This window comes from Methylobacterium iners (assembly GCF_022179305.1).
Lineage (GTDB): Bacteria > Pseudomonadota > Alphaproteobacteria > Rhizobiales > Beijerinckiaceae > Methylobacterium > Methylobacterium iners.
The window spans coordinates 1-12,998 of record NZ_BPQP01000055.1 but is presented as its reverse complement, the minus strand read 5'-3'; the positions used below and the strand labels follow the sequence as shown (position 1 = coordinate 12,998).

Sequence of the window (12,998 nt, the reverse complement as noted above, 5' to 3'; positions counted from 1 at the left end):
GTGACCTTTGCCTTCGGAGATCTGAGAAAGCAGTGGGAACGCGCGAGCGGTACCAAGCGCGTTTGGCGCCCAAAGCTCGACCTTCAGCTTTCGACCCTTTGCAGCCCCTGGGAAGGTCCGCTTCCTGGCAGCCTGATGAACCAGAAACTCACTCAAAGAACGGCGGGCGGTGCCCACCCGCTACGAGAAACCGCTTCCAGCTTTATGGGCGTCCTTTGCCTCGCTGCCACTCTCGATTGGCTCAGGCGCTAACTGGCCCTAGCAAAACAGTTGCTCCGTTTAGAGCGTAGACCGAACTCACGACTGGACGGGTGCTTGAAGGTGCCGTGATGATAGCAAGCGTTGTGTCGGTCTCGCACTCCTGCCTTCCATGGTAAGCGTGGCATCATAACCGGCTAGGCGTCTTAAGCTTCCATGAGCCGGGTCTTATCCGGATGCAACAGCCGGCCTGTGTGTGGTTGCAACCTGCTTCCAAGAAGCAGGCCTTTCATCGAAAGAACCGCGTTTGGCGGGCAAAGAGCCAAACAATAAGCAAGATGATCGAAATTTCTGAAGCGTGGCAGCAAAAAACTGCAGAAATTCCATCGTATGCTTATTTTCGTATCTCGCTTCTGTGCACACATTGACAATGTTGGATTGGATCTCCGACGCGGTCTCGTTGGCTTATAGTGGCGAATGCCAACGGGATCGGCCCTTCCGAGCCTTCGCCTCGCAGTCTTCGGGCTTGCGAGGCGTTTTTATTTCCATCATCAAATGAGTATAAGACGTAGTTAATTCTCTTGCTCAAAAAGTTGGGATCGTGTGATGCTCAGCCTTTCAGAATTGAATGCAAACCGAGAGCGTCTATGGGTTAGATGCACGTTATTATTACTAATAGCGATTGAAGGCTTTGCCTTACTAGCATTCACACTATGGGTGTAAAATTTGTTCAACAAAAAATTTGCGCTTTTGGTCGGCAACTCCCTTCGCTTCCTATTTAATGGAAAAACCATTTGATTAGGTTCGACGTTGTCGGTCCAATCGTTAGTACGCGAGCGCACTTGATTAACCGAGCAGCAAAGTGCCGACTCTGGGTGAGTGCAGCTGCGTAGACTGAATGACCAACATCGTCGGTGACCAGCACCGTGGCGATGTGGCGCTCACCATCACTCGGAACTTCGTCGGGTGCGATCTCGGAAAGAGGCGCTTTGCCTACCGCCACGCTCATAGCGGGTCCAACGCCGTTAGTCAGTTTCCGCCGCGAGATTGGAACGGCGGTAAGGAAGGTCACGGCTGCCAAACAGACCTGAGCGCCAGGCGAGGAGAGCAAGGCCACTCACCACAGCGCCAACCGCGCCGATGACGATAAGGTCGCTCAACCCCATCCCACTGACACGAGACTGCTGGCGCGATTTCAGCGCGTTCACCTTCCCACGAATGAAGAGGCGCGTGGCGTGCTCAACCTCCTCACGCGATAGTAGCTTACGGGCAGCTGGAACTAGCTCGTGAGTGTGTCGGTGAAGGTGCTGGTCAACCAGGAAGGCCGCATCTGCGAAGGCGTCGAGCCATCCATCCGCGTCCTTCCGGCGAGACCGCGCCAAGCCCGCCAGCGGGCGCATGAACGCCTCCTGCTCGCCTTGCAGGTCCTCAACGAGGCGGCGTGTTTCAGACGTGCGGCTCAGGGGCTCGTAGAGGCTGGCCCGGACGGCGACGGCGTGGGTCTCAAGCTGATCGATGAGGTCGTCAAGAAGCCGCTCACGGTTCCGGACGACACTGCGACCACCTAAAGCGTTCGGGACGTCGTGGATGAGCTGCGCGATGTTCTCGTGGTCACGCTCGATCAGCTGCCAGACGTCCATACGCTCACTCCTCAGATGGTCTCACAAGCGCCAGCTTTGCGCCCAGCAGCTTGCCCTTAGGATTGGCTGCGATCCGTAGGGTCCTCGCGCTCAACGCTCATCTGAGCGTCGTCGAAATTGTAGCCCTCCAGCCAATCCGCGCGCTCCCGCGAGTCGGCCGGATAAGGGTTTGCCTCAATCGGCCTGTCTTTGCCCTTCGCGATCTTGCCCTCGTTCATCACAGTGGTTGTTACAAAGCTCATGCTGCACTCCTGATGGTCCAAATCGCCACGCACCCATGAAGCGGCAAGAGCCATGAAGAGAGCACTCGCTTCGTCAGTCAGTAGGGCAGCTCGGGTGGTAGGGTGTGGTAAGCCGCGTTGCGACTCACCATGAGCGTATCCGAGACTTCTCAGCTACCCTGCTTGGGCATGAGCTCGCGGGCTTCTTTCACGACTGTCGCACAGCCCTGGTCACCCTTGGCGTTCAGGTCGATCGCCCGCTGCAGGGCCATCTTGGCCTGAGAGGCTTTGTCCTCCGTGTTCAGGTCCGCCCCAGCCTTTGCAGCGCCGCCCAGTGCGGCGGCCGCCGCCATCGTCGGCCGATTCTCGGATTGCCGGCGCACATCCTCCGGAGAAGTCGCAATACGGCCGCTGGCGACGCCATCAGCCTGCCCCGTGGCACCCGTGGGCCCAGAGACACCTCCCACCGTTCCGGGCGAACCGCCACTCTCGCGGGACGCGCCGCCCGGCTGTGCCCGGTCCGTCTCAGAGCTGCCCGGCTTCAATGGGCTTGCCGTGCTGCCCGTGGTGTCGGCTACCGATGGCTGACCGGCCCTGTCGCTCGGGCCCTTCTGCTGACCGTAATCTGGCTCGGAGATTGGTGCGCCGAGGCCCACCTGCGTGCTCAGCTCACGCCGCAGCTTGGCGATGTCGTCCGTGCAGGGACCATTCTCCTGCGCAAAGGCCGTCATCGGGAGAAGCGTGAGCGTAGCGAGCGTAGCCGCGCAGCAGAGCTGGTTCAGGGGCGTCATTACTGTTCCTTTTGAGAGTGTTCTCAAAGCTGCCAACCTTGGAGCTCACGCATTGTTCAAGGCGGAAGGGAGCGGGATGTCAGGCTCATCTGAGCTCGACTGAGTGCGTCGCTGACCTTGACGAGTGTCGCTCGCTCGGAAGCGGCGGCACCCGCCGTTTGTTGTGGAGGCTTCAGACCGCCTTGCGTGGGGCCGTGCCGGTCGTGCTCGTGCTGCTCATGTTGATGCGCTCGTGCTCGCCGTCGTGATGCAGTGCTACTGAGGCGGTAGCGGCGACGGAATCGAGACGAAGTAGATGGTGAAGGCGATCAGCGCGAGCACGAGAAGCCCTGCCAAGATGTAACCGGTCTTGCTGGACCGAACCTGTTCCTGGCCGTGATTGATGTCGTGCATGCGAGAGGCTCCGAAGTAATGCTGTGATGGCAACAGGTCGCAGCAGGCGAAGTTCATGGAGCGCAACGGCAGCATGGACGCACCTACGAAGCGGGACGTCACTCGCCGTTTCCCAGCTTGATCAGCGCTGCCAGCACCCAGATGGTCATGGGGCCACAGTCAAGAGCGAGCAGAGCGCAATCGATTGATAGCAGCGCACAGAGCGACGCAACGTTCATGATGAGGACGCCGGTGAGGCCACCAAGCGCGTCAATTCACCGAAGCTGCCAATCGTACTCCTACGGAGCTCCCCCACAAGATCGTCGGCAACACCGGCAATCCAAGTTAATGACACGACGGCTAGCGCTAGCGAGACTGCGCTAACAGCCCTGCTCAAGGCGTTTCCCATTTGGCCCCCGCCACTTCACTCCTGCCAAAGGCCGCACGTGACCACCTGGGTCAGCAGCTTCGCAGCTTCTATGGGCTAGCCGCGCTCGCTGCCGTGCCAGATGCGTTTGCGACACTCCTGACAAGGCTTGAGGCTGTGCTCGCCGAACGTGGCGAAGCGCTCACTGCTGAGGTTAGAGCTGGTCTGACGGCCGCAATGCCGTCGCTCCGTGCCTTTGCTTTGTCCCTGACCCGCAACCACACCCGCGCGGATGATCTCGTGCAGGAAACCCTGCTGAGGGCTTGGAGGAGCCGCGAGAGCTTTCAGGCAGGCACACGCCTCAACGCTTGGCTCTTCATGATCATGCGCAACGCCTTCTACTCGGATCACCGGAAGAGGAAGTGGGAGTTCGAGGACGTAGACGGCGAAGCAGCTGCACGCCTCAGCACCGCACCTTCACAAGGTGACAAGCTCGATCTGCAGGACATGCTGGCGGCTCTACAGCAGCTGTCGGAGGAGCAGCGTGAAGCTATCGTGCTGATCTGCCTGAATAGCATGAGCTACGAGGAAGCGGCCGCTGTGATGGCGTGTAAGCTCGGCACACTGAAAAGCCGGGTCAGCCGTGGGCGGGAGCGATTAGCTGAGCTGCTTAGCTACACGGCTGCTGAACTCGGGAACGACGGGCTGATGCTAGCCGTGACAACTGAGCCCGCTACGATGGATACGCGGGCTGCACCCCCGGCACCGTGACGCCGCGCCGTAATTCCTCGCACGTATCAATACGAAGTGGTCAGGCCTTGTAAGCGGGCTGACCGTGCTGATCCAGCACCTTGAAGGTCACGCTGTCAGCCTTGAAGCCAGCCTGCACCAACTCGGCGACACGCGCCCTGCCGGCTTCGGTTGCCTCCTCAATGGTCCCATACTGCACCGGGAGGTCCTCCGGCGGCGTCCCCTGCTCGGAGGTGCCAGCTTGGGGTTCGACGTGGGCGATCTCGACAATGTAATACATCCCGCCACGTTGGCATGAACGCGCGCCAAGTCCAACCACTGACGTTCTATGGTGGTGTGATGCATCGCTGTGTGGTCCTCAGGACCGAAGCCGGGACGAGGAAGTCGCGGATGTTGGCGCGATTGTCGTGAGTGATAGGCCGATCGCCGCGCCGAGGAACTTCCTGCTTCTCCCCCTAATCTCGCGCAAGGCAGCGATGCGCAGACCGAGAATTCGGTCATCATCGTTCGCGGCTATCGAGCTACTTGTGAGAGGGTCTTCCATCCAGCGCACTCAAGGGCGGGGCTCTCACTAGGGCAAGCGAGCCCCGCTGCCCGATTTGATTACAGGCTATCGGACACATCGTGGAGGGGGAGCGACGAAGCCGGTACGCAACTTGTCTGCCGATTAGGCTCATGGGACGAGGTTACGGCGTCGTTCTCAGCCGGCGCGGAAAGGGCCTTTGAAGTGCCCAAGCTCAGCATGATCGCCGAGGATGCGTCGGGCCGAGCTGATCTTCTGCAGCGTCTGCCGGGTCGTGCCCGCACTGCGGACCTCCTCCTCAAGCCGGCGCAGATGCTCGATCGTCAAAAGCGCAGCAGTGCTTGGCCTATCTGTCTTCTCCGCCGCCAACCCGATGACAAATGAGCTGGTCGCCGCGTCGAGCTCGAATGGATCATTGGCGCTATGCATAGGGGTTCCTCATACCATCGGGAACCAGACTACTGCCCCGCACAGAGGATGCAGCAACACAGGATAACGGCAACAGATTTGTGCATCACAAAGTATTTTTTAACATGTATTTATAATCAAATTTCTATTCTTACATAGATCATTTATCAGAATTATATTTCTTATCCGGAAATATTTCGAGGGTGCGTCAATCCCGGCAGAAACAATCGCGCTTTGGATCTGTTGTTGACCACACACTCACTGGAGTTTCGATGTACAAGCTTGCACTCGCCGGCGCCTTGGCGCTCGGCTTATCTGCCCCCGTTCTTGCCCAGGACTTTCCTTTCTCGCGTGAGCCCGATACGACCGGGACGATCGTGACACGGCAATCCAACACGACCGGCAACGCGGAAGATCTTGTGATCTCACGCGGTGCAACGGGCGCCGACACCATCACCTCAAGTTCGGCTGCTGGCGGCAATGCCAACCTGCCCGAGCGCGCGGTGCCGAATGGTAGCGCCAACGGCGGCGGCGGACGCTGAACCAAGACAATAGCCAAGCCTCGGCAAGGCACGTGATCAGTCCGGCCGCCCCACTGGCGCGCCGGGCGTTGCTTGGGTTTTCGTAGCTATCCGCCTGCTCCAGGATAGCCGTGTCCCATCCGGTCTTTCAACGCTCGTAGATCGTTTGCGCAATCAGGACCGCCTCGTCGTGCGAGACGCGATGAATCGGCCTGCGCTGTTCAGGCTCGTCTTCGAAGTACGTCGAACGAACCACCTTACCAGCTTGATCTTTCACCACGACGGTCTCAACGTTCATTCGGGTCTCGCATCGCAGAAAAATCTGGAGGCTGCTCATGGGCTTCCGCACGAACCTGGCCGCAGCGATGATTAGGCAAATTCAGTGAGAAGCTTCGTCGTCCAAAGCACGGAAGGTGCGGCTTGCAATGGCTGCTTGTTGCGCTGACCAACCAAAGCGCTCAGCGGTTCGCACCAGTGAGGCGCTAGGTTGCCACTGCCCACCTCACGTCAGCTCACCGGCCATTGCAGGCTGGTTTGGCGTAGACGTCCGCCCTTCAGACTTGTGCGGCAGCGGGTACAACATCGGTGGGTCCACCGCCGTGACGAAGCCGCTGGCGATGTGCGAGTACTCGGGCGTCCGGAGATAACCGTAGGACTTGTGGTGGTTGGCCTCGCCGTTCGGCCGGCAGTAGTCGTTGACGACACGCTGGTCGATCACCTCTACGCCCGAGTTGTTGGGGCCGTAATCTGACCCCAACGCGCCCGTGACGGTGACGATGTCGTTAGGGTCCGCCAGGTTCGTCCACTGCCTGACATTGTTCGGCACCCGAACCCCACCGCACTCCTCCTCGACCTTCAGCTTCACCTTCGCCAAGCCGAGCGGTGAACCTGCGGTGACGAGATGATCGACAGTCAGGCCAGGCTCGTCGCGCTCCAACAGACGAAGTGCGTCATAGGCGATCACCGAGCCCATCGAGTGCGCAAACAGCAGGATGCGGTGGTCGCGGAACTGATGCAGGCGCTCGATCAGGCGGGCACGGACCTGCTGCGCGAAGTCCTGTTCAACATGGTAGTGCCAGAGGTCGTCGAAGCGGTGCTCCAGGATGAGGTCGTCTACGAGGGTAAGGCCCGTCGCCTCCTCGATGCGGTCGATACCTTCGTAGACAGTGGCGAGCACGTCCTGGCCCGTGAGGGGGGGCGCGTCTTCCCCGCTGGGCAGGGGTCCCTTCCCGCCGTGAGGCAGGTAAGGTTCGATAATGGCGTCGCCTTGCAGCGGCGCCTCGTAGCGAAGGTCAGCCCAGTAGACGAACTCGAAGGCGAACTCGGCGCCGGTCAGGCCCTGGTTGCGAGCGAGGCCCTCGGTGATGGCGGCCTTCCACCAACGTGTCTTCTCGTCGACCGGCGGCTTGTTGGCCAAGCCATGAATACCAATGATAACACCAGGCCGGTTGTTCGACGACATCAGTATTCTACAGGGTGTAACTACATCAACCGACGTCGATGCAGCATCGCCAATGTGACCACTGGCAATGCTGCATAGCGTAGTTCGTCATATCAGAGCAATCTTTCAGCCGATACCAGGCGCATGCCTGGGCAGCTGTCCTTCCGGCGTGTACTTGTCGACCGCGTCCGGAAGTTCTCGGGACAGCCTGCTCACGAGTTCCTCGCGCGACAGCCCGGTCTGCTGTGCCAGCGTGGCCAGCACGTCCGGTCCGATGGCCTGCTCCAGATGGGCCGGGGCGATCTCACGGTTCGGCCCGTGGTTGACCCAGGACGAGGCCGTCTCGCCGTGACCGTTCTGAGTGAACCGGTTGACCAACTCACCGAGACCACCGCTGAGGAGCCCTCCAGCACCCGCGCCGCCGAACGCCCCGCCGAGGTTCCCCAGGATGCCGCCGAGGCCACCCTGGCCTGCCGATGCACCAGCTGCTGGAGCCGGACCGCCGGGCGCACCCTGCCCCAGGCCGCCGAGCATCTCGGCAATCTTGTCCTTGTTCTGGTAGCCCGCCACCGCGAGCAAACCCAGGAGGGCAGTCATCGACGGGAATCCGTTGTTGCTCATCTCTTCTCTCCTCGTTGTCGCCCGACGATGGTCCCGGAACGCTAGAGGCGTCTGAAACAATCGTTGCGAGCTCAAAGGGACTGCGGGGCGACGCTCACCCTGCGGTCCTGACGTAGGTGGGTGGCTACTTACGCGTCGCAGGATCGGTGGTGCCGGTACGGCTCACCTGTCCGCGCTCGTCCTCGACCTCGACCTCGGTGCGACGCACCGTGTCGCTGACCGTCTCGGTACGCTCCGTCGCGTCCTTGCGCAGGCCGACCTCCTCGACGACGCGTGCTTCCTTGGAGACGACAGCCTGCTCAGATCGTGTCGTTGCCTCGATGGTCTTCTCGGCAAACAAAGCCTCGTCGGTCGACGTGGCCGCACGGTTCACGGGGCGACGTTCAACCTGCACGGTCTCGTTGTGCAGGGTGACCTGCTCGGTGACCGGCGTCTCGACGACATACGAGCGGACCCGCACACGACCCAGCTCGGTTGCCCGCTTGCCGACGTTGAGGCGCTCCTCGACGACCGGGATGGACTCGGTGTCTCCGGTGGAGCCCGTCCGCCCTGTCGCTTGCGCCGTGCTGGTCGAACCGGCCGCGGAGTAGCCGCTCCAGCCTTCCTTGCGCCAGCTCGCCTCGCGCTCATCGAGATCGACGGCGCCGTGCTCCTCAAGGATGTCCAGGACGCGTGAGATGTGCCCTTCCTCGGCCGACACGGTCAGCATCGTGCCGCCGCGGTTCATGCCCTCGGCGTAGGTGTAGCGGTCCTCGTCGGGGAGGAGGGCGTCCTTCAGTGACGACCACAGGCCACGCTCGTCACGTCGATGATCGTAGGCGCTGGAAGCGGTGGTGGTCGTCGTCGTGGCCGGGGCGGTCTCGGGCAGCAGCCTGATGGCGGTGCCGGCAACGCCGGCGGATGTCAGCTTCTGGATCGCGGCCTCGGCGTCGGACCGGTTGTCGAACATGGCTGTCACGGTCTGGGTCATGCGTCTGTTTCCTTGCGAGATGCGCCATCCATGTCGGAGGCTGGGGGAGAGCGTTCGACGACGGCGTGCTGCTTGCGCATCGCCACGGGGACCTCGACATCCTCGACCGAACTGGTCCGGCGCATGTGCAGCTCTTCCTTGAGCACCAGGCGCTTCTCGACGACGAGGATCTCCTCCAGGACGGGGATGATGGTGAGGCCACCCTCCATCCTGACCTGTGGCATCGGATCACCGTCAGCGACGATCCGGTCGATGGGCACCCGGGTGACGCCGACCGCGTCGCTGCGCAAAGTCTCGCGCAGCGTTTCCTCGCTCACCTCGGTCCGCGTACTCACCCGGACGCGGCCGGCCTTGACCACGCGCTTGTCGATGCGCGCGGTCTCCGCGACCAAGGCGATGACATCCCTCTCGCCGGTCTCACTCTGATCGGTCGAGGTCGTCTTGGCGACGCCGAGCGTCGATCCGGCGTCGCCACCGTTCATGCCCGACGCTGCGTGCTGGAGAAGCTGCTCACGGTGGCGGTCACAGTCGGCTCGATCGCACCCATGCGGCCACCGAACCAGGACGCCACGGCGCCAAGCACGAGGGCAAGGAAGCCGAACAGGGCTGCCGTCGACACGGCCTTCCGAGTGGCTTCCGCCGCCTGCAGGGCCTGCTGCTTGGCCGTGTCGACGGTCTGCTTGTACTGCTGCTCGTACTGGACGACCTGGGCCTTTGCCTGGTCAGCCGGGATGTTCTGCGCCTTGGCCAAAGCCTCGGCCGCCCGGGTCCGCGCCGCCTCAGCCTGAGCCTGATCACCGGTGAAGGCTGCACGGATGGCTGCGACAGCGGCATCCTTGGCAGCGGCCGGATCCTGCCCGCTCGCTGCGCCGCGAACCGACTGCTCGATGGAGCCGAACGGGTCGTTGATCTTCGTGAGCGAGGGCGCCGCCGCCTGGGCCGCCGTCTGGGCTGCACCGCCCGCCGTACGACCGAGACCACCGGCAACGCTGCCCAGCGAGTTCAGCGCCCCGCCGAGGATACCGCCGACCGTCGAGGTCAGCAGGTAGAAGATTACCAGGGTGGTCACAGCCCAGGAGGTCAGGCCGTGCCAGGCTGCGGTGCCCTCCTTGGGCTTGCCCGAGAGACGGCCTGCCGCGTAAGCGCCAGCGAAGGACGCGGCAATGCCCGACAACGTCCACCAGATGCCGGCGCCCATCGAGAAGGACGAAGCCGCGGGATTGTCGCCGCCACCAGCGTCCAGGCTCGCCGCGCCGATGCCGATCCCGAGCAGGTTCAGCAGGAGCTGGATGACGAGCGCCACGACGGCGCCGGCGAGCACCGCGCCCCACGAGACCTTGTTGAGCATGATCGAACGCATGTCTTCCGCCGGCGTGACGGGACTCATGTGCGGGGCATCGTGATCACCATGATTACGAGGTGTATCAGGAAGCGGCGGGCTCATTTTTGCTGTCATGACGCGACCTCGTACTGATTGTTGAGGAACTGAAAGCGAGCGGGAGCATGAAACAGCCGCGCCCAACCATGTTGTTTGCAGGTGTGATATGAGCTGTTATTCAGAGACTTAGCCGAGTTCGTTGGCCGGCGACTGCGTCTCTTCGCAGTCTGTTAAGTCACGCTCGTATCTGCAGCAGCGCTGCCTTCAGCGAAGGTCGAACCACTACACGTCCAAGTCCAGGAGCAGCGGCAAAGTTCCGAGGATTAACATTTGGGCAGTGAAGCCGACCGGGGGGTCGGAGCAAGCATGGACCGGCCGCTCCGTGAGCTGTGCCTAGAGCGCTTTAGCCTGGCAGGCGCTAAGTCACCTGTTGGGCCGAGGCGATCCTCCCGCCGATCCACTCGACGCCGTAGCCTGCTGTGCGGACCGCTTCTATGCAGACGGCCCGCCGCTCGTGGGTCCGACGGTCGAGCGACCTGGCGTAGACCTGGTCGGCGACGGCGAGCACGATCCCCTCCGACGGCGCACCACGGCCCGCCCAGTAAGCGTTCAAGGAAGCCATAGCGCTGTCACAGATGCTCGTCCGCTCCGCCTCAGCGAGATCAAAGCGTAGATCCTCAAGTTCGGCTGGGCCGATCATGGTCGCATCCTCATGGGGTCGCCAATCCCGCGAGTGCGCGATTGAGCCACCCGATAGGACCGACGATGCCTATGGCAAGGCGCCGATCATGCCCTTGGCTTCGGTCATGGTGTGCTCGCAGGCGCGCTTATCGCCTCTCCGATCCTCGTCGGCCGCCCGGATCAGTAGGATCCTCGCCCCTTCGATCTGACCGGCCGTCGAAACGGCGTCGGGGTCAGTGGGAGCGTCGAGGCGGACCGTAGTCACGGCCCGGGTCGAGCCAACGGTGAGGGTGTGCCCTGGCTTGAGACCGGAGACCTGGACCGCGCCGGCGCTGTCGAGGCGGCGTTCGATGGTGCCGATCTGCTCGGCGCAGGAGGAGGCCAGGACCGGGAAGGGCGCTAGCGCCAGGGCGACGGTCGCGAAAGTTGCCAGGAAACGCATCGGAAAGTGCCTTCGGTGTGTGGCTGCATCCAGGACCCGCCCGACGAGCAAGTGACCTGGTGCCGTCCCCCACCGGTCGATGCGAGGGTAGCTATGGGACAACGGCTCGCCACGCCTTATGTTGCATCGCAACATGAAACGCGGGTGTGCCCTGCGTTTCGCAGTCCTCACCACCGAATACTTTGTACGCTCGGTACGCTTCTGCGGTTCACTTTAGCCTATGCGCTTAGCGCTCCAGCTACCGCTGCAATCCACCAACCCGCCGGATGTGCGCCACGTCCCGCTGCCGCTGCCATCCGAATTGAGCTTACCCATGATCGGAACGGTATTCGAACCCTTGATGATGGAAAGCTGGACAACTCCACGGGAAGAAACGCCGCCGCTGATATCAATGTCCTCGCCTGGAACCGAGGCATTACTGGACTTGATCTGCACCTGATAACTCGTGTTGGCTGAGCACGGGCCCTGAGATGTCATAGCCAGGATATTCCAGGAGCCGTCGAACTTGTTCGGCACCTGGACCTTCTTCGTGGCCGCATCCGCGGGAAGGGATGCGCCTGCTATCAGGCAAGTTGCTAGGATCGAGACACGAATATGGGCCATACGACGCTACGATGATTTCACGGTCGAAGCCGACCGAGCGTTCATGGAACGGCGCAGCAACTTACGATTATAAGTATATGGTGCGCAGTTAATGTTTTACATCTAACATAAATTGTGTTGGTGGTCGGAATTGACTCATCTTGGCTGCCGACGAAGACAAATGAGAAGCCCTCTCAGTAGTTCTCCGCCTCGGCACGCATTACGTCGGAACCCAAGTCGATCATCCAGTTCTTGCGTTCGGCACCTGCGTGCATCGGCACGCGTTTGTAGACGAGCTCCTACTTAAGGCCGAACATAAGCAAGCCTGTGCCTAGTCGGACGGCTCGTCTATAGGCGGAACGTCCTCGCCCAGCCACAAACCTGCGAAAGTCAGGGTCGCCGTGTAGACCGTGACATGCGCCTCGTTGCGCACCAGCATCGTGAACGCCTGGCGGTCGCCATCCTTTGGGATCTTGTCCTTCGCGAAGGCAGGCAGCATCAGCATGGCCTCCCTGCGGATCTCCTCGAACCCAGCGCACTCACTCCCCTCGGTGTCGCGCATCAGTGTCGAATTGTGAACGTCAAAGAAGTAGCGGGCCACGTGCCTCTCCGCGCTTCAACGGGCGGGAGCACACAGGTCTCACAAGCGCGGAAAGCCTTAGTGTCAGAGCTGCGACGACCCCAACATATGCTGGCTTTCATGCGCTGTATTTAACCTAAGTGTCGGCCTTTGAGGCGCCTCGATTAAATCTCGAAGACGACAAGGCATCGACGCGACGTATATTTGCCGACGAAATGGCCCCGCGAGCCGTTGGGCTGCGGGGCCAAGTCTTGGGAGGGACACCTGCCGACGCTGATCGGGGAGAAACGTCCGCAGGGTCATGTCAAGACGAGCACCATTTAGACGCAGCAGCCATCGCACCTGCCAGCCATCAGCGAACTAAAATATGATCGTCTTTTACGAGTTGGGCTCAGTTGCAATCATTGAAGAACGCCAACACTGCGGGCTTGAGCGAAACTAAGCTGTCGCAGCGTGGCTCTTCATATGATGCCGAAACCACCGCGTGGCCTCCTCCAGCGTGTCGAAGGGCG

At 61.5% G+C, this 12,998-nt stretch carries 18 protein-coding genes; 2 read left to right on the top strand and 16 right to left on the bottom strand.

Going from position 1 to position 12,998, the window contains the following annotated elements; all coding sequences use genetic code 11:
• Positions 1–1,223: 1,223 nt before the first annotated feature.
• From MFF55_RS16735 to MFF55_RS16720, 4 genes are all read right to left on the bottom strand, one after another.
• Positions 1,224–1,838 (bottom strand): hemerythrin domain-containing protein, encoded by a 615-nt coding sequence (locus MFF55_RS16735; protein WP_238245242.1) that lies wholly within the window; start codon positions 1,836–1,838, stop codon positions 1,224–1,226.
• Between the two features lie 56 nt (positions 1,839–1,894).
• Positions 1,895–2,134, bottom strand: a complete 240-nt coding sequence (locus MFF55_RS16730; RefSeq protein WP_238245241.1) for a hypothetical protein — start codon at positions 2,132–2,134, stop codon at positions 1,895–1,897.
• A gap of 95 nt (positions 2,135–2,229) precedes the next feature.
• Positions 2,230–2,850, bottom strand: a complete 621-nt coding sequence (locus tag MFF55_RS16725; protein ID WP_238245240.1) for a hypothetical protein — start codon at positions 2,848–2,850, stop codon at positions 2,230–2,232.
• Positions 2,851–3,105: 255 nt separating this feature from the next.
• On the bottom strand, positions 3,106–3,243 hold the full coding sequence (locus tag MFF55_RS16720; protein ID WP_238245239.1) for a hypothetical protein: 138 nt from the start codon (positions 3,241–3,243) through the stop codon (positions 3,106–3,108).
• Positions 3,244–3,724: 481 nt separating this feature from the next.
• Between MFF55_RS16720 and MFF55_RS16715 the strand changes: the two genes are divergently transcribed.
• On the top strand, positions 3,725–4,360 hold the full coding sequence (locus MFF55_RS16715; RefSeq protein WP_238245238.1) for a sigma-70 family RNA polymerase sigma factor: 636 nt from the start codon (positions 3,725–3,727) through the stop codon (positions 4,358–4,360).
• A 40-nt stretch (positions 4,361–4,400) separates the two neighbouring features.
• Here the strand turns inward: MFF55_RS16715 and MFF55_RS16710 are convergent, their stop codons facing one another.
• Together MFF55_RS16710 and MFF55_RS16705 are read right to left on the bottom strand one after the other, a co-directional pair.
• Positions 4,401–4,619 carry a hypothetical protein gene (locus MFF55_RS16710; RefSeq protein WP_238245237.1) on the bottom strand — a complete coding sequence of 73 codons (219 nt, stop codon included), beginning with the start codon at positions 4,617–4,619 and terminating at the stop codon, positions 4,401–4,403.
• A gap of 420 nt (positions 4,620–5,039) precedes the next feature.
• Positions 5,040–5,291, bottom strand: coding sequence for a hypothetical protein (locus MFF55_RS16705; protein WP_238245236.1), 252 nt, complete (start codon positions 5,289–5,291; stop codon positions 5,040–5,042).
• A gap of 251 nt (positions 5,292–5,542) precedes the next feature.
• Here MFF55_RS16705 and MFF55_RS16700 point away from each other — a divergent pair, with 251 nt between their 5' ends.
• A complete protein-coding gene (locus tag MFF55_RS16700; protein ID WP_238245235.1) occupies positions 5,543–5,812 on the top strand; it encodes a hypothetical protein in 270 nt (89 codons plus the stop codon).
• 127 nt (positions 5,813–5,939) lie between these two features.
• Here the strand turns inward: MFF55_RS16700 and MFF55_RS16695 are convergent, their stop codons facing one another.
• The 10 genes from MFF55_RS16695 to MFF55_RS16650 all read right to left on the bottom strand — a co-directional run bounded on the left by MFF55_RS16695 (position 5,940) and on the right by MFF55_RS16650 (position 12,507).
• Positions 5,940–6,089: a hypothetical protein gene (locus MFF55_RS16695; protein ID WP_238245234.1), complete on the bottom strand. Its 150-nt coding sequence runs from the start codon at positions 6,087–6,089 to the stop codon at positions 5,940–5,942.
• Positions 6,090–6,293: 204 nt separating this feature from the next.
• The gene (locus MFF55_RS16690) at positions 6,294–7,253 is read right to left on the bottom strand and encodes a hypothetical protein (protein WP_238245233.1); all 960 of its coding nucleotides are present in this window, start codon (positions 7,251–7,253) and stop codon (positions 6,294–6,296) included.
• 105 nt (positions 7,254–7,358) lie between these two features.
• Complete coding sequence (locus MFF55_RS16685; protein WP_238245232.1) at positions 7,359–7,853, bottom strand: YidB family protein; 495 nt, start codon at positions 7,851–7,853, stop codon at positions 7,359–7,361.
• A 124-nt stretch (positions 7,854–7,977) separates the two neighbouring features.
• The gene (locus MFF55_RS16680; RefSeq protein ID WP_238245231.1) at positions 7,978–8,823 is read right to left on the bottom strand and encodes a DUF2382 domain-containing protein; all 846 of its coding nucleotides are present in this window, start codon (positions 8,821–8,823) and stop codon (positions 7,978–7,980) included.
• Positions 8,820–9,305 carry a YsnF/AvaK domain-containing protein gene (locus MFF55_RS16675; protein WP_238245230.1) on the bottom strand — a complete coding sequence of 162 codons (486 nt, stop codon included), beginning with the start codon at positions 9,303–9,305 and terminating at the stop codon, positions 8,820–8,822. Before MFF55_RS16675 ends, MFF55_RS16680 begins: the two co-directional genes overlap by 4 nt.
• Positions 9,302–10,210 (bottom strand): PhnA-like protein, encoded by a 909-nt coding sequence (locus MFF55_RS16670; RefSeq protein ID WP_238245229.1) that lies wholly within the window; start codon positions 10,208–10,210, stop codon positions 9,302–9,304. The genes MFF55_RS16675 and MFF55_RS16670 overlap by 4 nt, the downstream gene beginning before the upstream one ends.
• Positions 10,211–10,619: 409 nt before the next feature.
• On the bottom strand, positions 10,620–10,901 hold the full coding sequence (locus tag MFF55_RS16665; protein WP_238245228.1) for a hypothetical protein: 282 nt from the start codon (positions 10,899–10,901) through the stop codon (positions 10,620–10,622).
• A gap of 69 nt (positions 10,902–10,970) precedes the next feature.
• A complete protein-coding gene (locus MFF55_RS16660) occupies positions 10,971–11,324 on the bottom strand; it encodes a hypothetical protein (protein WP_238245227.1) in 354 nt (117 codons plus the stop codon).
• A 213-nt stretch (positions 11,325–11,537) separates the two neighbouring features.
• On the bottom strand, positions 11,538–11,840 hold the full coding sequence (locus MFF55_RS16655; RefSeq protein WP_238245226.1) for a heme utilization protein: 303 nt from the start codon (positions 11,838–11,840) through the stop codon (positions 11,538–11,540).
• A 397-nt stretch (positions 11,841–12,237) separates the two neighbouring features.
• The gene (locus MFF55_RS16650; RefSeq protein WP_238245225.1) at positions 12,238–12,507 is read right to left on the bottom strand and encodes a DUF6894 family protein; all 270 of its coding nucleotides are present in this window, start codon (positions 12,505–12,507) and stop codon (positions 12,238–12,240) included.
• Between the last annotated feature and the right edge of the window lie 491 nt (positions 12,508–12,998).